Genomic DNA, 21,509 nt, shown 5'->3' with positions numbered 1-21,509 from the left:
ATCTGCAGTCAGCGACGCACGGTGAACCCGGCCCCGGCCAAGGCGTCCTTGACCTGACCGATCGTGAGGCTGCCGTAGTGGAAGACGCTGGCCGCCAGCACCGCATCGACTCCGCAGTGGGCGACCGCAACGAAGTCCTCGACGCTGCCGGCGCCTCCGGAGGCGATCAGCGGGACGCTGACCCGCTCACGCACCGCCGTCGTCATCTCCAGGTCGAATCCGGCTGTGGTGCCGTCGGCGTCCATGGAGTTCAACAGGATCTCCCCCACCCCTGATTCGGCCGCCCGCACCGCCCAGGTCACCGCGTCGATGCCGGTGCCGCGCCGCCCGCCATGAGTGGTGACCTCGAACCCAGATCCGGTCGTGGTCCCCTCGGGCGACCGACGGGCGTCCACGCTCAGCACCAGCACCTGGGACCCGAACCGCTGCGCGATCTCCTCGATCAACTCCGGACGCTGGGTCGCGGCTGTGTTCACCCCGACCTTGTCCGCTCCAGCGCGCAGCAGCGCATCCACGTCGGTGACGGTGCGCACGCCACCGCCGACCGTCAACGGCACCGACACCTCCTCTGCGGTGGTGCTGACGACGTCCACGGTTGTGGCCCGGTCCTCGGTGGAGGCCGAGATGTCCAGGAACGTCAACTCGTCAGCCCCCTCGGCCACGTACCGCTTGGCGAGTTCGACGGGGTCGCCCGCATCGCGCAGATTGGCGAAGTTCACCCCCTTGACCACCCGTCCGCCGTCCACATCCAGGCACGGGATCACCCGTAGCGCCACGCTCATCCGGTGTCCTCCTCCTCGTTGCCGCCGTCCTCGCCGCCGTTCTCGCCGTCCTCGCCGCCGTCCTCGCCGCCGTTCTCGCCGCCGTTCTCGCCGTCCTCGGGGTCCTCGCCGTTCTCCTCCATCGCCGAGACCGCGAGCACATCGATGAGGAACACCAGCGCCTCGGTGCCGAACGCCAGTTCCGGGGGCGTCACCAGGATCAACCGGGATCCGACCTGCTCATCGACCAGCCCGTTCTGCCAAGCCGGGATCAGGCCGGTGAAGGGGATCGTGGTGGGCAACATGCCCTCCCCCCAGAGGGTGTCGGTGATCTCGCCGGTGCTCCAGGAGTAGGTGGAGTAGCGCACCGTGACGGCCTGCCCGTCGCGGACCTGGGGGCCGTCACCACGCAGTACCGGAACCACCTGCAGGTCCGCCGGTGGGTCGGCATCAGGTACCTGCACCACGGGGATCCCGTCGTCGTCGGTACCGACCTGCGGGGTCTGGTCGTCGTTCTTGGGTGCCGGAACCGGTTCGCCCCAGGCGGTGGTGTGGCGGATGTCGTACACCAGCACGGTGGGGTTGGGCCGTTCCCGGGTACCAAGTTCCACCCGGAGCAACCGCGAACCCTCGGTGCGTCCGAGGAGTTCGGCATGCAACACCCCGGCGTCCTCACCGAGCACCATGATCTCCGGGGACTCCTGGTAGTTCTCCCTGATCGTCTCCCCGGTCACCGCGTCGATGGCGAGGTAGGACAGCATCACCGCGGCGGCATCGCGCAGTTCGGTTCCCTCGCCGGTGATGATCTCCTCGGTGTAGGGCGCCGAAATGCTCAATGGCGTCTCGAAGTCGACCCGGGGCATCGTGCCGAACTCCCCGGAAACCCAGACCTCGCCGTCAGACTCCGGATCCGGTTCCTGCCGGCAGGCCACGGCCGCACCGAGCGTGGCCAGGCTCAGCGCACTCAGGACGGTTCGGCGGGATGGCAACACAGATCCAGAGTCTACGGCTCCCGAGCCACTGCCTCAGATCACCGGCATCGGACCCGGGTGGGCCTCATCCATGCTGGCGATCAACCGGTCCACCCGCTCATCGGAGGAGCGGAACGGGTCCTTGCACAGCACCGTGCGGCCGGAGTAGTCGTTCAGTTTCAGGTGCACCCAATCCACGGTGAAATCCCGGCGGCGCTCGGTTGCGGCACGGACGAAGTCGCCCCGGAGCTTGGCCCGGGTGGTCTGCGGCGGTGTGGTGGTCGCCGTCTCCACCTCCTCCACCGAGACCATCGTGGCGGCCAGGCCGCGGGCCTCCAGTTTCGGGAACAACCCGTGCCGCGGTGAGATGTCGTGATAGGCCAGCAGCAGCCGGCTCACCCGGGCGTCGGTCAGCGGCAGGTTCTTCCCGGCCAGGTACCGGTCCAGGAGCCGTTTCTTGATCACCCAGTCGAGTTCGGTCTCAACCGGTTCGAGGTTCCCGGTGCGCAACCCCTCCAGCCCACGCGACCACAGGTCCAGCACCCAGCCGTCGTAGGGGCCGTGCTGGTCGCTCTCGGACAGGTAGGTGCGGGTGCGCTCCAGGTAGTACTCCTGAACTTCCAGGGCACTGGCCGTGGTGCCGTGCGCCAGCGGAACCTGGGTGGAGGTGGTCAGGTCGTGGGAGATCTGGCGGATCGCCCGCACCGGGTTGGCGAAGGTGAAGTCACGCAGGATCACCCCGGCTTCCAGCATCCGCAGGATCAGGTCGGTCATGCCCACCTTGAGCATCGTGGTGGTCTGGGACATCGAGGAGTCCCCGCTGATCACGTGCAGGCGGCGGTACAGGTCGGCGTCGGCGTGCGGTTCGTCCCGGGTGTTGATGATCGGGCGGGACCTGGTGGTGGCCGAGCTGGTCGCCTCCCACATGTGGTCGGCACGCTGGGAGAAGCAGTACCGGGCCCCACCGCTCCCGGGCAGCACGTGCCCGGCGCCGGTGAGGATCTGGCGGGTGATGAGGAACGGGATGAGCGCGTGGGCGGTACGGCTGAAGTCCGAGCGCCGCCGGATCAGGTAGTTCTCGTGGCACCCGTAGGAGTTCCCCGCCGAGTCCAGGTTGTTCTTGAACATGTGGATGGTGCCGTCGATACCGTCGGCGGCCATCCGTTCCTGGGCGTCGGCCAACAGCCCGACCATTATCTGCTCGCCGGCCTTGTCCTGAATGAGGAGCTGGCGGAGGTCATCACACTCGGCCGTGGCGTACTCGGGGTGGGACCCCACATCGAGGTACAGGCGCGCACCGTTGCCCAGGAACACGTTCGACGACCGGCCCCAGGCCACTACCTTGCGGAACAGGTACCGGGCGATCTCCTCGGCCGACGGCGTGCGTCCCGAGGTGGTGTCCGAGGTGATGCCGAACTCGGTCTCCAGGCCGAAGATGCGCGCGGTCATTCGTTCAGCAACGATTCCAGGGCACTCGCATCGAGCCGACGGAACGCCCGGCGGAGCCGAGTCCGGTCCAATACGGCCGCTTCCAGGCCGGTAGCGGGTATCCGGCGCCGTTTCCCGCCCTCCTCGACCTCCGCATCCGGACTGCCCAGGGCGCTCACCGCCAGGCGCATCACCTCGCTCAGCTCCAGGCCGGTGCGCCACTGCTCGGCCACGATCCGGCCGAGCCGGTCCGCCGCACCACCCATGACCACGAAGCCGTGCTCGTCGCTGACCGACCCGTCGTAGGAGAGCCGGTAGATCTGGTCGGTGTCCTGATCCGCGCCTACCTCGGCGACGGCGATCTCGACCTCCAGTGGCTTGGACTCGGTGGTGAACACCGCCCCCAGGCTCTGCGCGTAGGCGTTGGCCAGGCCCCGGGCGTTGACGTCGGTGCGGTCGTAGGAGTAGCCACGCAGGTCCGCGTAGCGGATCCCGGCCACCCGCAGGTTCTCGAACTCGTTGTACTTGCCCACCGCGGCGAAGGCGATCCGGTCGTAGATCTCGGAGATCTTGTGCAATGCCCTGGAGGGGTTCTCGGTGACGAAGGCGATCCCGCCGACGTAGCCCAGTGCCACCACCGAGCGGCCGCGCGCGATGCCCTTGCGCGCGAAGTCCGCCCGGTCCTTCATCAGTTGTTCCGGGGAGACGTAGTACGCCTGCGTCATGACCGGTCTCCTTCCTCGGTCTCGGCGAGCCGGGCGTTGATCTCCTCGGCGTGTCGGCCCAGGTCCGGCGCCGGGATCCGGGTGAACCCCTCGACGTCGATGCGCACCACGACCGGGTAGATCTTGCGCAGCAGGTCCGGGCCGGCCGTTGCCGAGTCGTCATCCGCCGCGTCGACCAGGGCCCGCAGCGCGGTACGCACCGCGGCGTCGGGATCGAGGTCGGGTTGCCAGAGCTTCTTCAGTGAACCGCGGGCGTAGACCCCGCCGGATCCGACGGCGTGGTAGTCACGTTCCTCATACCGCCCGCCGACGACGTCGTAGGAGAAGATCCGACCGGTCCCCTCGCCCTGGTCGTAGCCGCCGAACAGCGGGATCGCGGCCAGACCCTGCAGTGCCAGGGGGAGGTTGGAACGGACCATCGTGGCCAGCCGGTTCGCCTTCCCCTCCAACGACAACAGCGCACCCTCGATCTTCTCGAAGTGCTCCAACTCGAGTTGGAACAGGCGCACCAGTTCCACTGCGAGGCCGGCGGTGCCGGCGATCCCGATCGCGGAGAACTCGTCGGCGGAGAACACCTTTTCCATCCGCCGGTGCGAGATCTGGGAACCCATCGTGGCGCGCCGGTCCCCGGCCATCACCACACCACCGGGGTAGGTCAGCGCGACGATGGTGGTGGCGTGGGGGGCCGGTAGCGAAGCCACGTCCAGTTCCTGCCCGGCATAGCGTCGCCCGGGAAGGAGTTCGGGTGCCGCCTCAGCCAGGAATTCAGTGAACGAGGCGCTGCCCGGACGGGTGTAGACCGCCGGCAGCCGGTCCCCGGCTGCGCCGGTCACTGGCCGCCCTTCTGCACGAAGCCGCGAACGAACGTCTCCGCGTTGGTCTCCAGCACCTCATCGATCTCATCGAGGAGCGCATCGACCTCGGCATCCTGTGCGCGGGCACCCGCGCCGGTCGGGGCCGGAGTGGGTACGTCGTCGTCGGGCGGGTCGGACGGGCGCTTCTGCTCGAACTGGCGGGCCACCGATGCCTCCTAGTTATGCCGGGAGAACTGTTGCCTCGATCCTACGACGCGCGGGCTCGCCCCGGCGTCATGGATTGCCGAGTGCGGCAATCAGATCCTCCGCCCGCGGGTGCGCAGCCAGCAGATCACCCACGTGCTCGGCACTGCCCCGGTAGGGGTCGGAGGTCGGCACCCGCGTCAGGTGTGCCCGGCCGGGCAGGTCGAAGACCACCGCGTCCCAGTTCGCCGCCTCCACCTGGGGACCGTACCGCCGGAGCGTCTCGCCGCGGAAGTAGGCCCGGGTGTCCGACGGAGGGTTGGCGATGGCGTGCTCCACCTGCTGGTCGTCGACCAGGATCTCCACTCCCCCCGCTGCGGCCAGGCGGGCGTAGACACCCTTCTCCGGGCGTAGATCGGACCACTGCAGATCCATCGCGGCCAGGCGGTGGTCGTCCCAGTCCGTCCCCCGGCGGGCGCGCATGCCCTCCAGCAGGCGGAGTTTGGCCACCCACTCCACCTCCCGGGCGCACTGGGCCGGGTCGGTGGCCAGCCTGGACAGCACCTCGCGCCATCGCACCAGGACGTCCCGGGTCTGCTCATCGACCCGGCCGCGCTCGTGCAGCGCCGCCCCGATCACGTCCGCGTAGATCTGCTGGATCTGTACCGCGGTCATGCTGCGGCCATCCTCCAGGTCCACTTTCTCCCCCAGGGTCAGGTCCCGGCTGATCGTGCGGACCGCCGCGACCGGGTCGGCCAGTCGGAGCGCGGACAGTTCCAGCGGGACCTGCCCGGTCTCCAGCAGCCAGAGCAGGAGCGCGGTGGTCCCGAGCTTCAGGTAATTCGACACCTGGACCAGGTTGGCGTCACCGATGATCACGTGCAGGCGCCGGTAGTCGCGGGGATCGGCGTGCGGTTCGTCCCTGGTGTTGATGATCGGGCGGCGCAGGGTCGTCTCCAGGCCGACCTCCGCCTCGATGAAGTCGGCCCGCTGGGAGATCTGGTAACCGGGGTTCTCGCCATGCTGACCAAGGCCCACCCGGCCCGCACCGCAGAAGATCTGCCGGGTCACCAGGAACGGGGTGAGGTAGTCCACGATGTCACCGAAGGGCACCCGGCGGTCCACCAGGTAGTTCTCGTGGGTGCCGTAGCTCGCACCCTTGCCATCGGTGTTGTTCTTGTACAGGGTCACAGTGGGCATGCCGGGGATCTGGGCGAGCAACCTGCTGGCTCGCAGCGCGATCTCGTCGCCGGCCCGGTCCCAGGTCAGCGCTGCCAGCGGTCCGGTGGTCTCGGGTCCGGAGTACTCCGGGTGGGCGTGGTCGACATAGAACCTGGCTCCATTGGTCAGCACGGCGTTGGCCACCAGCCCCTGATCCGGCTCCGGCGCGCCGCGGCGCTGCTCCCGGATGGCCGGCAAGTGTGCCGCCAAAGCGGCCCCGCTCGCCTCGGATCCAGGGGTATCGGTGAGTTGGCTCGGATGGGCCGCCCCGCGCTCCAGCCGCCAGCCCCGGGCATCGTTGAGCGGATCCTCATCGGAGTAGTCCCACCGCGGTGAGGTGCCTTCCGGGAGCGCGTGCCGGGCGTAGGCGGTGACCACCTGGGCCGACATCAGCATCGGGTTCAGCCCGGGACTGTCGCCCATGATGCCGAACTCGGTCTCCATGCCCACGATCCGCCGCACACTCACCCACCCAGCCTAAGTGGCCCCGCCGGTCGGCTGCGCGGCTAGAGGTACTGGCCGGTGGGGCGCACGGACTCGATGGTGCGGCCGGCCTCGGGTGAACCCTTGTGCTGAACGATCGTGCGGATGAACACGATCTGCTCACCCTTCTTGCCCGAGACCCGCGCCCAGTCGTCGGGGTTGGTGGTGTTGGGCAGATCCTCGTTCTCCTTGAACTCCTCCATCGCGGCGTCCAGCAGGTGTTCCACGCGGATGCCCCGCACCCCGGAGGCGAGCAGGTCCTTGATGGCCTTCTTCTTGGCCCGGTCCACCACGTTGGCGATCATCGCCCCGGAGTTGAAGTCCTTGAAGTACAGGATCTCCTTGTCCCCGCTGGCGTAGGTGACCTCGAGGAACTGGTTGTGCGGTTCGGTGGCGTACATCCTGCCCACCACCTGCTCGATCATCGCCGCCACGGCACAGTCCGCGTTGCCGTCGTGCTCGGCCAGGTCGTCGGGGTGGATCGGCAGGTCGGCCGTGAGGTACTTGCTGAATATGTCCCGCGCGGCCTCGGCGTCGGGTCGTTCGATCTTGACCTTCGCGTCCAACCGCCCGGGCCGCAGGATCGCCGGGTCGATCATGTCCTCCCGGTTGGAGGCACCGATCACGATGACGTTCTCCAGCCGTTCCACACCGTCGATCTCGCTGAGCAACTGGGGCACGATCGTGGTCTCCACGTCCGAGGACACCCCGGTGCCGCGGGTGCGGAACAGCGACTCCATCTCATCGAAGAACACCACCACCGGGATCCCCTGGGAGGCCTTCTCCCGGGCCCGGGAGAAGATGAGGCGGATGTGCCGCTCGGTCTCCCCGACGAACTTGTTCAGCAGTTCGGGGCCCTTGACGTTGAGGAAGTAGGACCGCGCCCGACCGGCGGCGTCGGTTTCGGCGTCCTGGGCGGTGGCGGTCCTGGCCAGCGAGGTGGCCACCGCCTTGGCGATCAGGGTCTTTCCGCACCCGGGCGGGCCGTACAGCAACAGCCCCTTGGGGGGTTTGAGACCGTGTTCGCGGAACAGTTCCGGGTGGGCGAACGGCAGCTCCACGGCGTCCCGGATCTGGTCGATCTGGGCCGCCAGGCCACCGATGTCGGAGTAGTCCACGTCCGGGACCTCCTCCAGCACCAGGTCCTCCACGTCCGAACGCAGGATTCGCTCGAAGGCGAACCCGGTGCGCCCGTCCACGGTCAGGGTGTCCCCCACCCGTACGTGCTCGTCCTGCAGCGACCCGGCCAGTCGCACCACGCGCTCCTCATCGGAGCGGCCCAGCACCAGAGCCCGGTCCTTGTCGAGCATCTCCCGGACCGTGACCAGTTCCCCGGCCGGCTCGAACCCGCCGACGCCGACCACGGTCATCGCCTCGTTCAGTTGCACCTCCTGGCCCAGGGTCAACTCCTCCAGGGCCACCGAGGGTGAGACCCCGAGCCGCAACTTGCGGCCGGCGGACATCACATCGGCGGTGCCGTCGGAGTGCGCGCGCACGAACAGTGCATAGGACCCCGGCGGCTTGCTCATCTCCTCCAGTTGGGTGCGCAACTCCACCAGTTGGGAACGCGCAGCGCTCAGTGCCTCGACCAGGCGTTCGTTCTTGCCGGCGAGGTCGATCGCCTGCTGGCGCAGTTCACGCTCGCGCCCCGAGGGCGCCCCACCGGTGTCCACTGAGGGCATCGAAACCTCCTGGTCACCACTGTAAGCCAGGACCGACGACGACGTCGCAGCGGAGTCGGCCTGGTGGCCGCACCCTGATCAGGGGGCTGGGTCTTGGTCAGGGGCTGGGGCTGGGTCGGCCCCGGCACCGGATCGTTCTTCCGGTGGGTTCGGGGAGTCGGCGGCGGCCGCGCGCCGGCGCTGCTCGCGGCGCACCTTGCGCAGTCGCTTCGCGCTCAGGTCCCGCTCGGCCAGGTCAGCGGAGAGAGCGGCCTCGTCGAAGTCGGCCGCCGGTTCGGAGTAGGCCCCCGGCGCCGGACGACGACGGCGCAGCGGTGCCGGGGTGCCCGGTGCCATCCGCCTGGTGGTGAGCAGGAATCCGGTGTGGCCGATCATGCGGTGCTCGGGCCGCACCGCCAGGCCCTCCAGGTGCCAGCCGCGCACCATCGACTCCCAGGCCACCGGCTCGGTGAACCGCCCGTCGGCCTTCAGGTCCTCGGCCAGCCGGGAGAGTTGGGTGGCGGTGGCCACATAGGCCAGCAGTACCCCACCGGGGGCGAGCGCGACGGCGCACACCTCCAGGTTCTCCCACGGCGCCAGCATGTCCAGCAGGATCCGGTCCACCGAGCCCGGTTCGGCGCGCTCGGGCAACACCTCGGCCAGGTCCCCTACCGCCAGTTCCCACGCGGGGTGGTCACCGGCGAAGAAGTCGGTCACGTTGCCCTGGGCGATCTCGGCGAAGTCGGCGCGACGCTCCACCGACAGCAGCGAACCGTGATCACCCACCGCCCGCAGCAGCGACAGGGTCAGCGCCCCCGAACCCACCCCGGCCTCCACCACGCGCGCCCCGGGGTAGATGTCGGCCTGGGTGACGATCTGCGCGGCGTCCTTGGGGTAGATCACCGCGGCACCACGGGGCATGGACAGCACGTAGTCACTCAGCAGTGGTCGCAGCGCCAGGTAGGCCACCCCGCCACTGGTGGTGACCACGCTGGCCTCGGGCGCACCGATCAGTTCGTCGTGGGCGAAGGAGCCCCGGTGGGTGTGGAAGACCTTGCCGGTCTCGAGCACGATGGTGCTCAGCCGTCCCTTGGGGTCGGTCAGTTGCACCTTGTCGCCCGGTCGCAGCAGGCCTCGGCGGACCTGGGCTCCGGTAGGGATGTCGTGGCTCACGGCCGGTGAGTCTACGCGCCCAGCGCGTCGATGACGTGCTTCACGTCGAGCACCCCGCGGATGCCGGTCCGCCCGCTCGCCGGCGCGCCGAGCACGACGATCGTGCCGGCACCTGCCTGTGCAGCCCTGGCGACCTGGGCGACCGCCTCACTTCCGCGGGTGGTGGAGATCACCGCCACCGGGGGCACCGGCACCGAGACGGCGCCGAGCGTGGTGTACGGCCGGGACGGCGCGGGCACCGAAGCGGCGGCCTGGTGCTGGACCAGTCCGGTCGGGGCGCCGTCGGCGGCGGTCAGCACGGTCACCGTGTGGCCCCCGCCGGCGCGGTCCCAGTCGGTCAGGCTGGTGGTCTCGGGCAGCACGAGCGCCGGTTGCACCAGGGCGCTCAGATCCACTCCGGCGGTGGCTCGTTGGGCCTTGGCCCGGCGCACCTCGGCCTGCGCACCGAACCACAACACCCCGGCGATCAGCACTGCCCAGACCAGGCGGAACGTGCCGGCTGCGCCCAGCAGCAACGGCCACAGGCCCCAGAGGGCCACCCCCAGGGCCAGCACCTGGCCGCCACGGGCGGCCACCATCGTGCCGCTGGCGCGGTTGCCGGTGAGTTTCCAGACCGCCGCCTCCAGGATCCGGCCCCCGTCCATCGGCAGGCCCGGGAGCAGGTTGAACGCCGCCAGGACGGCGTTGACGTACACCACCGCGGAGAGCATCACATCGGCGTCGCTTCCCCGGCCGGCTGTGATCGGTATCCACATGAGCCCGGCGATCAGGGCGTTCGCGGCCGGTCCGGCCACCGAGACCACAGCCGAGCGGCCCGGCCGGTCCAGGCCGTGGTCGAAGGCGGTGTGCCCGCCCCACAGGGTGAGCACGTACTCGGTCACGGGCACCCCGTAGAGCCGGGCGGTGAGCCCATGAGCCACCTCGTGGACCAGGATCGAAGCCAGCAGACCCGCCGGCAGCAGCGCCGCGATGAGATAGGTCCGCGGCGAGTCGCCGAGCAGCGCCTGGAAGGTGGGCAGGAAGAGCACATACAGCACCGCCCCGAGCACCACCGAACCGGGCCCGAGGATCAGCGGCGTTCCCGCGATCCGCCCGATCCGCCAGCCCCGGGTGCGTGAGCGTCTCATCCCCGCCTGGTGCTTCCGGGCATCCTCACCGGCGCTGCCGGCAGGCGGTGAGGATCTGGCGCAGGTGGTGTACCGATACCCCCTCGAGGGTGTCCAGCAGGACCCTCCCGGGTGCGGCGGGGATGGGCAGCAGCGCCGGAACCCCGATGGTGCAGGCGCCTGAGGCCTGCGCGGCGGTCAGCCCCGGGACGGAGTCCTCGATCGCGATCGAGCCGGCGGCGCTGACGCCCAGCCGGTCCATCGCAGTGAGATAGGGCTCGGGGTGCGGCTTTCCGTTGCTGACGGTGTCACCGGTGACCACGGCGGAGAAGGTGCCCTCGGGCAGGGAGTCGATGAACACCTCGGCCAGTTGCGCGTACGACATCGTGACCAGTGCCAACGGCACGCGCCGGGCGCGCAGTTCGTGCAGGAGTTCGGCCGCCCCGGGTCGCCATGGGATGCCGCCGTCCGCGACCCGGAGGGTGACCCGGTCCAGCAGGGTCTGCACGATCTCCTCGGTGGTGCCGCGGATCCCGGCCCGTTCGCGCAGGTGCTGGGCCGAGACCGACAAGGGCAGCCCCACCAGTTCCAGGGCGAGGGACTCATCCCAGGTTCCCCCGTGTTCGGCGCACAGTTCCTGCTCAGCGGCGAGCCAGTGCGGCTCGGAGTCCATCAGGGTGCCGTCCATGTCCCATAGGACCGCTTCCAGTGGGTACCGCGGCTCAAGGGTCTCCTGACCTGCGAGAACGCTCTGAGAAGGGACATCCAAGGTGGGCTCCAGCCGTCGTCATCCGCGAAACGATGTGCAGGAACAGGCTAGTCGCATCGAAGTGCCCGGTACCGCCACCGGATCAGCCGTGGTCGAAATGCTCGTGACGTGACCCCACCTTGCGGGCCACCGTCAGATGGCCCCCGAGTTGACCTGCGGCTGCCAGGGCGCCATTGGCGAGCACGCTGAGCGCCACACCGGCACCGTGACGACCGCGGCGGCGCAGCAACCAGGAGGCAGCGTGCAGCCCGAGGGCCACCGAGTTGGCGCCGGCGTGTACCAGGCCCACCCGCCGGCTGCGGGTGTCGGTGCCGGCCCACTCGGCCCACCCGGTGATCGCGGTCGGCAGCGCTGCCAGGATGCCGAAGCCCAGCAGTCGCCTGGCGGCGGGGCGGGCGCGGGCGCCGCCGGTCACGTCCAGCACCGCCGTGCTGAGCCAGGCGCCGATCGGTGCGTCGCTGAGCAGGGGATGCAGTGCGTGTCCCAGTGCATGACCGTGCAACATCCGCCGCCGGCCCGCATCGGCGACCAGTGCATCAGCCAACGGCTGGACCGAATCGGCGTAGTCGTCCAACACGTCGGCTTCTTCGATCCGACTCATCATGCGGACCAGCGTGGGCAGTTGTGCGTCAGGGGTGCCCCACGTGCATCCCGGGCAATCCGGTAGGCGTGACCGAGCGGGCCGTTGAACTGGCTCGCGCCGCGGGCCGGATAGGACCGTCTCACAGCGGCCGGGGCATCCCGATGCGCACGTGCACCAGTGGGGAGAAGTGCACCACCGGTGGCGCGTGCGGGTGCGGTAGTGCGTTCGCGGCGAACAACGCGGCCGGATCACACCTGGCCCGCGCGGTGTGCAGCGGCCAGGGCTCGTGCTCGATCGGGGTGCGCCAGATCCGACCCCACGCATGGCTGTACCCGTTCCACCTCCCGGTGAGAAAGTCCTCGAGCGGGCTCGGATCCTCGATCCGCTCGCCGGCCTCCACCTCCGCGCCGAACCACCCATGGCCCGCTCGGCGCCGGGAGGTGTACTGCACCACGCGGCCGCGCTCACGCTGATCCGTGGTCGAGCGCTGGTAGGGCAGGCCGAGTTGGCGCAGCAGCACGGTGACGGGCAACCGTGAACACTCCAGGGAGAAGAACCAGACCCCGTCGTGCCCGTCTTCGTCGCGTACGTATGTACGCACGTTCACCTCGGTGAAGTCCGGCACGAGCGCGAAAGCGCCCTCCGGTGCACCGAAGTACTGCATCCGGAAGGGCGTGATGCTCACCCATGCGGCGTCCTCGAAGGTGTCCACCGCCAGATCCGGCGGTATCAACGCCTGCAACCTCGCCGCCTCGATGGGCCAGTGCAGGAAGGTCAGGTCTCGCCAGTGCTGAACATTGACCGCGACGGGTACCCGGTGCTCCGGATGTCGACTGGGCATCGTGATCCTCCGCCTCTGCCGGTGCCACCGGATCCGCAGATGCTGAGCAGTACGGGACGGCTTAGCCTCGAATATGGTTTCTCACGCCAACTCCGACCGCAACCCCGCACCCGAGGTTCCGTCCGCCTCCCTCCTGGACGGGCTACGTGCGCTGACCCGGGTTCTGATGCCGGTGGCGGCCGGCGGTGCGATCGTGCGCCGCCCGCGGATGATGCTGCTCTCCCAGAAGGCGGGCCTTGACAAGCGAGCTGTGCGCACCATGCAGCACCTGCGAGACCGTTACGGCCCCGGACCGGTTCAGGTGCGGATGCCCTGGCGCCGGTTCACCTTCCTCCTGGAACCGGACCAGGTGCACCGGGTGCTGAACGAGTCACCGGAACCGTTCTCCCCCTCCACCCGCGAGAAGCGCGGGGCCCTGGGTCACTTCCAACCCGAGGGGGTGCTCATCTCCTCCCCCGAGGAACGCACCGTCCGCCGCCCCTTCAACGAACAGGTCCTGCAACCGCAGCGCCGTCCCCATGAGCACGGGCAGCGGATGCACGAGGTGGTCGCCGAGGAGATGAACGCCCTGCTGGACCATGCCCGCCTCAGCGGCACCCTGGACTGGCCGGTGTTCGCGACCGCCTGGCACCGCATGGTCCGCCGCGTCGTCCTCGGCGATACAGCCCGCCGCGACCACGCCGTCACCGACGATCTGCTGCGCCTGCGCAAGGACGCCAACTGGTCCTTCCTCAAACCTGCCCGAACGAGGCGCCGGCAACGGTTCCTGGAGCGGCTGGCAGACTACGTGGAGCGGGCCGAGCCGGGCAGTCTGGCCCAGATGGTGGCCCGCACCCCCGGCCCCGAGGGCACCGCCAAGCACCACCAGATCCCGCAGTGGCTGTTCGCCTTCGACGCCGCGGCCTGGGCCACCTACCGTGCGTTAGCGCTCCTGGCCACCCATGACGGGCATGCGGGCACCGCCCGGGAAGAGGTCGAAGCCGCGGGGGCCGGCGCTGACTTTCCGTACCTGCGTGCCTGCATCCTGGAGTCACTGCGCCTGTGGCCCACCACCCCCGCGATCCTGCGAGACACCACCCAGGCCACGACCTGGGCCGGCGGGATGCTCCCCGCCGGTGCCTCCATCATCGTGTTCGCCCCGTACTTCCACCGCGACCACGCCCGCATCTCCCGCGCGCACCGGTTCACCCCGGACCTGTGGCTGCGCGCGCGCACCGACGAGGACTGGCCGCTGGTGCCGTTCAGCGGTGGGCCCGCGATGTGCCCGGGGCGGAACGTGGTACTGCACACCGCCGGCGCGGCGTTGGCGCAGCTGGTCAGCGCCGAGGAGTTCACGCTGGTGGATCCACCGCTGAGCCCCCGGCGGGCACTGCCCGGTGGGATCAGCCCGTTCCACCTGCGATTCCGGCTCTCCGGGCCGTGACGACGTAGGCTATTGGGGTGAGTTCCGTCCCCCGCCACCGCCGTAGCGAAGAGCCCGACCCGGCCGATGAGATCCCCCCTGCCATGATGCTGGCCTCCTTCGAGGGCTGGAATGACGCCGGTTCCTCGGCGAGCACCGCGCTGAAGATGATCGCCGATGCCTGGGACGCCCGGGAGATGCGCGAGATCGACCCGGACTCCTACCACGACTTCCAGGTGAACCGACCGGTGGTCCGACGCACCCCGGACGGCTCCCGCGCGCTGACCTGGCCCTCCACCACCATCTCGGTGACGGTGACCCCGCAGACCGGTCGGCGCCTGGTGCTCGCCCGCGGCACCGAACCCTCACTGCGTTGGCGGGCCTACTGCAACGAGTTGCTGGACGCCGCCGAGGACCTGGACGCGGGCACCATCGTGTGCGTGGGCGCCCTGCTGGCCGACGTGCCGCACACCCGGCCGATACCGGTGCAGACCAGTTCGGACGACCCGCGCGTGCAGGCCCTGCTCGGGGTGGAGGACGGCGACTACGAGGGACCCACCGGGATCGTGGGTGTGCTGGCGCAGATGGCGCTGGACCGCGGCCTGCACTCCTTGTCCATCTGGGCCGCCGTTCCGCACTACGTTGCCCAGCCCCCTTCCCCGAAGGCCACCCTGGCCCTGCTGACCGCTCTGGAGGAACTCCTCGGTGAGCCCGTGCCCACCGGGGACCTGGTAGAGGACTCCCGGGCCTGGCAGGACGGGGTGAATGAACTCGCCGAGGAGGACCCGGAGGTGGCCGAGTACGTGCGCCAACTGGAGGAGGCCAAGGACACCGCCGACCTTCCCGAGGCAAGCGGTGAAGCCATCGCGCGCGAGTTCGAGCGGTTCCTGCGCCGCCGCGACACCGGCGGCGGACCCATCTCCGGGAGTTGACCCCGGTTTCAGCCTGCTACTGCGCCCCCACCGGCGCGCAGGTCCACACCGAGCAGAGCATCGACGGCGTCCGCCACCAGGGCGGCATCGGCGGCGGTGGAGGTCCCGTCCGCCCAGGCGTCCACGGCCGCGAGGGCAGCCGGCGTGTCCAGATCCTCGGCGAGCGTCGAACGGACGCGGGCGAGGACGTCCTCGCCCGCCGAGCCCGCTCCCGAACCCGGCTCGCGGCCGGTGGCCTCGGCGCGCTGCAGCGCCCCCTGCCAGCGCTCCAAGCGCCGGGTGGCTTCGGTGAGCAGTCCGGTGGTGTACTCCCAGTCCACGGAATAGTGGTTGGCCAGGACCGCCAGGCGGATGGCCGCCGGTGGTACGTCGTCCAGCAGGTCGGAGACGAATACCAGGTTGCCCAGGGACTTGCTCATCTTCTCGCCCTGGTAGGCCACCAGGCCGGTATGCACGAACGACGACGCCGGCTCAGGAGTCCCTGTCAGCACCCGCAGGTGGGAGGTGCTCATCTCGTGGTGGGGATAGATCAGGTCGGTGCCCCCGCCCTGGACGTGGAATGGCACGCCCAGGAAGCGCTCGGCGATCACCGCGCACTCGATGTGCCAACCGGGGCGGCCCCGGCCCAGCGGACCGCCGTCGAAGTCCGGTTCGTCCGGGCGGGCGGCGCGCCACAGCAGTGGGTCCCTCGGGTGCTTCTTGCCGGGCGCCTCCGGGTCACCGCCGCGTTCGGCGAAGTAGCGGTCCATGGTGGCCTCATCGAGCCGCCCGACACTGCCGGCCCGGTCATCGGCGGCGATGTCGGCGTAGATGTCCGGTCCCCGCTCGTCGTCCCGCGGATGTACCCGGTACGCCCCACCGGCCTGCAGCATCCGCGCGACCGCCTCGGCCACCAGGTCCGTGGTCTCGGCCACCCCGATGTAGTGATCCGGGGCCAGCACGCGCAGCGCGCTCATGTCAGAGACGTACAGGGCCACCTGGTCCCGGGCCAGTTCCTGCCACGACACGCCGGTCTGGCGGGCCCGCTCCAACAGCGGGTCGTCCACGTCGGTGACGTTCTGCACGTAGTTCACCTGCAGGCCGGCATCACGCCAGGCGCGGACCAGGGTGTCGAAGGCGATGTAGGTGGCTGCGTGGCCCAGGTGGGTGGAGTCGTACGGGGTGATTCCGCATACGTAGATCCGCGCCTGCTCCTCCCTCACGGGTTGGGCCAGGCCACCGGTGAGGGTGTCGCGAACCCGGGGCGCGATACCGCCGGCAGGAAGGGTGGGCACGAGAGGGGAAGACCAGGACTGCACGTACCTCACCCTATCGGCGAAATGAGGGCATCCTCCGGCAGCGCTGTCAGCACCCCGGCGGCCAACAGACCGAACACCACCGCAGCCAGGATGATCCGGTAGATCACGAACGGCAGGTAGGAGTAGGTGGACACGATGCGCAGGAACGCGATGATCACCACGTAGCCCACCACTGCGGCCACGAGGGTGGCGAGTGCGGTATTCGCCGGCCCCGCCTGACCGCCGGTGCCGGCGGAGCGGATCAGCTGGAAGAATCCCGAACCCATCACCGCCGGGATCGCCAGCAGGAAGGAGTACCGCGCGGCCGCCTCCCGGGTGTAGCCCATCAGCAGCCCCGCGGTGATGGTGCCGCCGGACCGGGACACCCCCGGGATCAGCGCCATCGCCTGGGCCAGGCCGAACAACAGCCCGTGCTTCCAGGTCAGTTCCCCCAGGGTGCGCCGCTTGGCTCCCACCCGGTCCGCCCAGCCCAGGATCAGGGCGAAGATGGCCAGCACGGCGGCGGTGATGTACAGGTTCCGCAGCGCGTATTCGATGGTGTCGGCGAACGTCAGACCGGCGATCACGATCGGCAGGGAACCCAGAATGATCAGCCAGCCCATCCTGGCGTCGGGATCATCGGTGGAGGTCTGCCGCCGCCAGGGCCCGATCGGCAGCGATTTGAACCAGTGACGGATAATCCGGGCGATGTCCTTGCGGAAGTAGACCAGCACCGCGGTCTCCGTGCCGATCTGGGTGATCGCGGTGAACGCAGCACCCGGGTCGGTGCCGCCGGGCAACAACTCCCCCACGATTCGCAGGTGCGCGCTGGAGGAGATCGGCAGGAACTCCGTGAGCCCCTGCACCAATCCCAGAATGATCGCTTCCCACCATGTCACGACGCCCAAGACTAGACGTCCCGGACCGGTAGCCTTCACTGCCATGGACCTTCGGCGTGTGGGCAACAGCGGACTGCGGGTGGCCTCTGTCGGCCTGGGCACCCTTACCTGGGGCCGCGACACCGATGAACACGAAGCCGAGGAGCAGCTCCGGGCCTACCTCGATGCCGGCGGCAACCTGGTGGACACCTCGGCCACCTATGGCGACGGCACGGCCGAGGAGGTCATCGGCGCGCTCCTGGAACGCAGCGTGGACCGGGAAGAGGTGCTGCTGTGTTCCAAGGCCGGGGTGCGCACCGATGCCGCCGGCACCCGCCCGGACACCTCTCGCGGGGCGCTGCTGGACTCCCTGGACGCCTCGCTGGACCGGCTGGGCACCGACCACCTGGACCTGTGGCTGGTGCAGGCCCCGGACGGGAGCACCCCGTTACGGGAGACGCTTTCGGCGCTGCGTGCGGCGGTGGCGTCCGGGCGCACCCGGTACGTGGGGCTGTCCAACTTCCCGGCCTGGCAGCTGGCCCGGGCGGCGACCCTGCTGGACACCGACGAGACGTTCCTGACCGCTGCGCAGATGGAGTACTCGCTGCTGCAGCGCGGCATCGAGCGGGAACTGGTGCCGGCCGCCGATGCCTGCGGCGTGGGCATCCTGGCCTGGTCCCCGTTGGGACGTGGGGTGCTGTCGGGCAAGTACCGCCGCTCGGTGCCGGCTGACTCCCGGGGAGCCTCTCCGCACCTGCGGGGCTTCGTCGAGCCGTACCTGACCGCTCACGCCCGCTCTGTGGTGGAGGCCGTGTCCACCGCCGCCGAGGGGCTGGGCCGCTCCCCCATCGAAGTAGCCCTGGCCTGGGTGCGGGATGCACCCGGGGTGGCCTCCGCCGTCGTCGGGGCTCGTAGCCCGGCACAGTTGCGCGGTTCGCTGGCCGCATCCGACCTGGAACTACCCGGGCAGATCCGGCAGGTGCTCGATGAGGTCACCGAGGTGGAGTTCGGCTATCCCGAGCGACGATGATCGCGCCCGCGCGTTTCTCAGCGGTCGGCGTCGGGTTCGTCGAGTTCGTCCACCGCCGGCAGATCGTCGTCGTCATCGTCGTCCACATCGATGACGACGACGTCGACGTCCCAGTCGTCGTCATCGTCGTCGCCGTCGTAGACGACGAACGGGGTGTCCACCTCGTAGGCGTCGTACAGCGCCTCGTCATAGGTGTCGAAGGCGTCCATGAGCGTGTCGGCGGCGTCGATGACGGCCGGAGCGTCGCCGTCCCGGGCCCCGGCGACAGCGTGCAGGTGCGCCGTGAAGGCAGCGAAGAGCCGGTCCAGGGCGGCCTGCGGGTCAGTTGCCATATGCGCACGGTAGCGCGCATTGACCACGGGCGACAGACCTATAAGGTGTGCCCATGCAGGACGTGTCGATACTGCCGGCGCAGGCCGGCTCGGCTCATTACGAAACGCGGGTGTTCACCCTCCCCGCCCGATCCAGCAGGCACGATGTGCGCCGGTTGCTCACCGAGCACGCCGAGTACGGGCGCTGGGAACTGGCCCGGTTGTGCCTGTACGCCGGCGGGGAGCGCAAGGTGTGGCTTCGCCGCAAGATCTACCGGGTGCACTCCACGCTCTGAGCGGGCTCAACAGGTGCGCAGGAACCGCTCCAGCACGCGCACCCCGAACTCCAGCGAGGCCACCGGTACCCGCTCGTCCACACCGTGGAACATCCCGGCGAAGTCCAGTTCGGGGGGCAGCAGGAGCGGGACGAACCCGTACCCGGTGATGCCCAGTTTCGACAGGGCCTTGTTGTCGGTACCGCCGGACAGCATGTACGGCAGCACCACCGCACCGGGGTCCTCGGCGTCCAGGGCGGCGATCATCGCCTCGACCAGGTCTCCTTCGAAGGGGACCTCCAACGCGGTGTCGCGGTGGATCGGCTCCACCCGAACGTGCTCACCGGCAAGTTCGGCGATCTTGTTCACGGTGGCTTCCTCCTGTCCGGGCAGGAACCGCACGTCGATGGTCGCCTCGGCGCTGCCGGGGATCACGTTCGCCTTGTACCCGGCGTCGAGCTGGGTGGGGTTGGCGTTGCCGGACAGGGTGGCTCCGACGAACTTGCTCGCCCCACCCAGGGAGTTGATCAGGACCTGCAGGTCCTCGGGGTTGTCCGGGTCCACGGTGGTGCCGGTCAGTTCGGCTACGCCGTCCAGGAGTTTGCGCACGGTGGGGCCAAGGGTGATGTCCCACTGGTGCGCCCCGATCCGGGCCACGGCCGCGGCCAGGTGGGTGACGGCGTTCTCGGTGTTGATCTGCGAACCGTGGCCGGCGCGGCCCTCGGCGATCAGCCGGGTCCAGGCGATGCCCTTCTCGGCGGTCTGCAGCAGGTAGGCCCGGCGCCCGTTGACCTCCACACTGAAACCGCCGACCTCGCTGATCGCCTCGGTGGCTCCCTCGAACAGTTCGGGCCGGTTGTCCACGCTCCAGTGCGACCCCCACACCCCGCCGGCTTCCTCATCGGCGAAGAAGGCCACCACCAGGTCCCGGGGCGGGCGCCAGCCGGTGCGCTTCATGTCGCGCAGGACCGCCAGGATCATCGCGTCCATGTTCTTCATGTCCACGGCTCCGCGGCCCCAGATCATCCCGTCCATCTCGTCACCGCCGAACGGGTCCATCTTCCAGTCCTGGGCTTGGGCGGGCACCACGTCGGTGTGCCCGTGCACCACCAGCGCGGGCCGTTCCCGGTCGGTTCCCGGGATGCGCAGCACCACATTGGCACGCCGGTCGGTCGACTCGAAGTACTCCGGGTCCCAGCCGACCTCGGTCAGCTTCTCCATCACGAACTCACCGGCCTCCCGCTCCCCCGGGCCGGACCCATCGCCATAGTTGGAACTGTCGATCCGGATCAGCGAACGGCACAGGTCCACCACATCGAGTTCAGGGGTCATCTCTTCCACCAATCCACGTCGTTCCGGCACGGGTGGGCACAAGGCCGCATCTGTTCGCACGATACCGGTCGCGGGTGGGGCACCGCCGACGGCGATCGGAGGCTGCCGTATCCGGCGTGTCAGTATCCGAAGGCCAACGGCGCCTCGTCGTCGGTCTCCACCCACATCGACTTCGCCTGGGTGTACTCCGCCCGTCCGTCGGTTCCGCTGGAGCGGCCGAACCCGCTGTCGGCGAACCCACCGATGGTGACATCACGCCCAGTTTTCGCGCGCCGCGGCGCGGATCGAACCCAGTCTGGCCACCACTGCGACGTTGCGCAGAGCACGGTCATCGAGCACTCGCCGAGTGTGACACAGCCCACGGGGGCACCTGGGGGTCTCAGGGGCGCCCAGACCTGTGCGGCGGATCGGCGCGGATTGCCGCTCGAGGCCGCAGGAGCCCAAGTTCACGCCCACCGAAGGCGTGTGAAGTTCCACGGCCGACACGGCGCCACCATGTTGAGTACGGGTTAACACCTTGTACACTGGTCACCGCCGGGAAAGAGTCCCCGTCCCCCTCGGAGACGTTGAGATCCCGGCTAAGTCGCGACGGCCGAACGGCCCCCCTCTGAACGGCCGGTCGCGCGACGGCCCCGAGGCCTTGCCTCGGGGCCGTCTTATGTCTGCGGCCGCCGATGTGACCGGTTACCCGCCCGAGGACGACGCAGCAGGCCGGGTGCACAGGTGTGCGCAGGCCGCAATGGAAGCCGCGGCGAGGGTGTCCCGCACCACGCCCGCGGCAGTGTGCGCGGGGCGTCCGGGACCCTGTTCGCGTGATATCTTGGCGGGCGTCGTTTGGAGTTCACAGGACACGAGCGACACCCAGGTCCAGGTGGCGGAATTGGCAGACGCGCTAGCTTGAGGTGCTAGTGCCCTTTATCGGGCGTGGGGGTTCAAGTCCCCCTCTGGACACTCACATCTAGACACATCTAGACCCTTCTCGTAGCAGTAAACCGCATCATTTGGCGGTTCTCGCGGTCTTGGTTTCGCATCCTATGGCATCTAGTTCCACGGCGATACCCGCTGCGCAGCACACTAAATGGCACACCGATTAGCACACCAGCCGTAGCGGGGCACCGCCAACTGTCCCCCATCACCGAGGACGTCGAGGTGGCCCCAGGGCTGGTTTACCGGCCGCCCCGGAAAGCGGGACTAGTTGAGGGTCAAGCACCGCGAAACCCGTGAGTCATCTGCCTGCGCATGGGTCTAAGCCTGGATCCACCGATGTAGAAGCGGCGTTGGTGAGCGTGGGGGCATGAGAATGCCCCTCTGACCTGGGAAGATGCGACTTATCTAAGGTCCGTATCGCCAGC

22 protein-coding genes and 1 tRNA gene are annotated in these 21,509 nt (G+C 69.4%); 5 read left to right on the top strand and 18 right to left on the bottom strand.

Features of this window, described 5'->3' with window-relative positions; all coding sequences use genetic code 11:
• Positions 1-8: 8 nt before the first annotated feature.
• From hisF to ACPL7H_RS16500, 13 genes are all read right to left on the bottom strand, one after another.
• Positions 9-782, bottom strand: a complete 774-nt coding sequence (gene hisF, locus ACPL7H_RS16560) for an imidazole glycerol phosphate synthase subunit HisF (RefSeq protein WP_424797892.1) — start codon at positions 780-782, stop codon at positions 9-11.
• Entirely contained in the window at positions 779-1,753 is a 975-nt protein-coding gene (locus ACPL7H_RS16555) for an FKBP-type peptidyl-prolyl cis-trans isomerase (protein WP_424797891.1), read from the bottom strand. The genes hisF and ACPL7H_RS16555 overlap by 4 nt, the downstream gene beginning before the upstream one ends.
• A gap of 33 nt (positions 1,754-1,786) precedes the next feature.
• Positions 1,787-3,181 carry a Pup--protein ligase gene (gene pafA / locus ACPL7H_RS16550; protein WP_424797890.1) on the bottom strand — a complete coding sequence of 465 codons (1,395 nt, stop codon included), beginning with the start codon at positions 3,179-3,181 and terminating at the stop codon, positions 1,787-1,789.
• Positions 3,178-3,885 (bottom strand): proteasome subunit alpha, encoded by a 708-nt coding sequence (gene prcA / locus ACPL7H_RS16545; protein ID WP_424797889.1) that lies wholly within the window; start codon positions 3,883-3,885, stop codon positions 3,178-3,180. The genes pafA and prcA overlap by 4 nt, the downstream gene beginning before the upstream one ends.
• On the bottom strand, positions 3,882-4,718 hold the full coding sequence (gene prcB, locus ACPL7H_RS16540) for a proteasome subunit beta (RefSeq protein WP_424797888.1): 837 nt from the start codon (positions 4,716-4,718) through the stop codon (positions 3,882-3,884). Before prcB ends, prcA begins: the two co-directional genes overlap by 4 nt.
• Positions 4,715-4,906, bottom strand: coding sequence for a ubiquitin-like protein Pup (locus tag ACPL7H_RS16535; RefSeq protein WP_424789151.1), 192 nt, complete (start codon positions 4,904-4,906; stop codon positions 4,715-4,717). Before ACPL7H_RS16535 ends, prcB begins: the two co-directional genes overlap by 4 nt.
• A gap of 67 nt (positions 4,907-4,973) precedes the next feature.
• Entirely contained in the window at positions 4,974-6,572 is a 1,599-nt protein-coding gene (gene dop / locus ACPL7H_RS16530; RefSeq protein ID WP_424797887.1) for a depupylase/deamidase Dop, read from the bottom strand.
• Positions 6,573-6,610: 38 nt separating this feature from the next.
• Positions 6,611-8,269: a proteasome ATPase gene (arc, locus tag ACPL7H_RS16525; RefSeq protein WP_424797886.1), complete on the bottom strand. Its 1,659-nt coding sequence runs from the start codon at positions 8,267-8,269 to the stop codon at positions 6,611-6,613.
• Positions 8,270-8,347: 78 nt separating this feature from the next.
• Complete coding sequence (locus tag ACPL7H_RS16520) at positions 8,348-9,421, bottom strand: tRNA (adenine-N1)-methyltransferase (protein ID WP_424797885.1); 1,074 nt, start codon at positions 9,419-9,421, stop codon at positions 8,348-8,350.
• 11 nt (positions 9,422-9,432) lie between these two features.
• Positions 9,433-10,548: a site-2 protease family protein gene (locus ACPL7H_RS16515; RefSeq protein ID WP_424797884.1), complete on the bottom strand. Its 1,116-nt coding sequence runs from the start codon at positions 10,546-10,548 to the stop codon at positions 9,433-9,435.
• 25 nt (positions 10,549-10,573) lie between these two features.
• On the bottom strand, positions 10,574-11,296 hold the full coding sequence (locus tag ACPL7H_RS16510; RefSeq protein ID WP_424797883.1) for an HAD family hydrolase: 723 nt from the start codon (positions 11,294-11,296) through the stop codon (positions 10,574-10,576).
• Positions 11,297-11,378: 82 nt separating this feature from the next.
• On the bottom strand, positions 11,379-11,897 hold the full coding sequence (locus tag ACPL7H_RS16505; RefSeq protein WP_424797882.1) for a DUF2231 domain-containing protein: 519 nt from the start codon (positions 11,895-11,897) through the stop codon (positions 11,379-11,381).
• Between the two features lie 121 nt (positions 11,898-12,018).
• Positions 12,019-12,720 (bottom strand): YqjF family protein, encoded by a 702-nt coding sequence (locus ACPL7H_RS16500; protein ID WP_424797881.1) that lies wholly within the window; start codon positions 12,718-12,720, stop codon positions 12,019-12,021.
• 73 nt (positions 12,721-12,793) lie between these two features.
• Here ACPL7H_RS16500 and ACPL7H_RS16495 point away from each other — a divergent pair, with 73 nt between their 5' ends.
• Both ACPL7H_RS16495 and ACPL7H_RS16490 read left to right on the top strand, forming a co-directional pair.
• The gene (locus ACPL7H_RS16495; RefSeq protein WP_424797880.1) at positions 12,794-14,143 is read left to right on the top strand and encodes a cytochrome P450; all 1,350 of its coding nucleotides are present in this window, start codon (positions 12,794-12,796) and stop codon (positions 14,141-14,143) included.
• A gap of 83 nt (positions 14,144-14,226) precedes the next feature.
• Entirely contained in the window at positions 14,227-15,054 is an 828-nt protein-coding gene (locus ACPL7H_RS16490; RefSeq protein ID WP_424797934.1) for a PAC2 family protein, read from the top strand.
• An 8-nt stretch (positions 15,055-15,062) separates the two neighbouring features.
• Here the strand turns inward: ACPL7H_RS16490 and mshC are convergent, their stop codons facing one another.
• Both mshC and ACPL7H_RS16480 read right to left on the bottom strand, forming a co-directional pair.
• Positions 15,063-16,352, bottom strand: a complete 1,290-nt coding sequence (gene mshC, locus ACPL7H_RS16485; RefSeq protein ID WP_424797879.1) for a cysteine--1-D-myo-inosityl 2-amino-2-deoxy-alpha-D-glucopyranoside ligase — start codon at positions 16,350-16,352, stop codon at positions 15,063-15,065.
• A gap of 5 nt (positions 16,353-16,357) precedes the next feature.
• A complete protein-coding gene (locus tag ACPL7H_RS16480; RefSeq protein ID WP_424797878.1) occupies positions 16,358-17,230 on the bottom strand; it encodes an undecaprenyl-diphosphate phosphatase in 873 nt (290 codons plus the stop codon).
• Between the two features lie 43 nt (positions 17,231-17,273).
• Between ACPL7H_RS16480 and ACPL7H_RS16475 the strand changes: the two genes are divergently transcribed.
• Positions 17,274-18,239 (top strand): aldo/keto reductase, encoded by a 966-nt coding sequence (locus ACPL7H_RS16475; RefSeq protein ID WP_424797877.1) that lies wholly within the window; start codon positions 17,274-17,276, stop codon positions 18,237-18,239.
• Positions 18,240-18,256: 17 nt separating this feature from the next.
• Here ACPL7H_RS16475 and ACPL7H_RS16470 read toward each other — a convergent pair whose 3' ends face one another.
• Positions 18,257-18,571: a DNA primase gene (locus tag ACPL7H_RS16470; RefSeq protein WP_424797876.1), complete on the bottom strand. Its 315-nt coding sequence runs from the start codon at positions 18,569-18,571 to the stop codon at positions 18,257-18,259.
• Between the two features lie 53 nt (positions 18,572-18,624).
• Between ACPL7H_RS16470 and ACPL7H_RS16465 the strand changes: the two genes are divergently transcribed.
• Positions 18,625-18,846 carry a DUF5703 family protein gene (locus tag ACPL7H_RS16465; protein WP_424797875.1) on the top strand — a complete coding sequence of 74 codons (222 nt, stop codon included), beginning with the start codon at positions 18,625-18,627 and terminating at the stop codon, positions 18,844-18,846.
• Between the two features lie 6 nt (positions 18,847-18,852).
• Here ACPL7H_RS16465 and ACPL7H_RS16460 read toward each other — a convergent pair whose 3' ends face one another.
• Together ACPL7H_RS16460 and ACPL7H_RS16455 are read right to left on the bottom strand one after the other, a co-directional pair.
• Entirely contained in the window at positions 18,853-20,157 is a 1,305-nt protein-coding gene (locus tag ACPL7H_RS16460; protein ID WP_424797874.1) for a M20/M25/M40 family metallo-hydrolase, read from the bottom strand.
• 119 nt (positions 20,158-20,276) lie between these two features.
• Positions 20,277-20,489, bottom strand: coding sequence for a hypothetical protein (locus tag ACPL7H_RS16455; protein WP_424789167.1), 213 nt, complete (start codon positions 20,487-20,489; stop codon positions 20,277-20,279).
• A 533-nt stretch (positions 20,490-21,022) separates the two neighbouring features.
• Between ACPL7H_RS16455 and ACPL7H_RS16450 the strand changes: the two genes are divergently transcribed.
• Positions 21,023-21,108, top strand: a tRNA-Leu gene (locus ACPL7H_RS16450).
• Positions 21,109-21,509 lie beyond the last annotated feature (401 nt).

This window comes from Pseudactinotalea sp. Z1732 (assembly GCF_049724975.1).
In the GTDB taxonomy this organism is placed as follows: domain Bacteria; phylum Actinomycetota; class Actinomycetes; order Actinomycetales; family Beutenbergiaceae; genus CALKWS01.
Note: the sequence above shows the minus strand (reverse complement) of the source record. Positions and strands in the feature narration are given on the sequence as shown.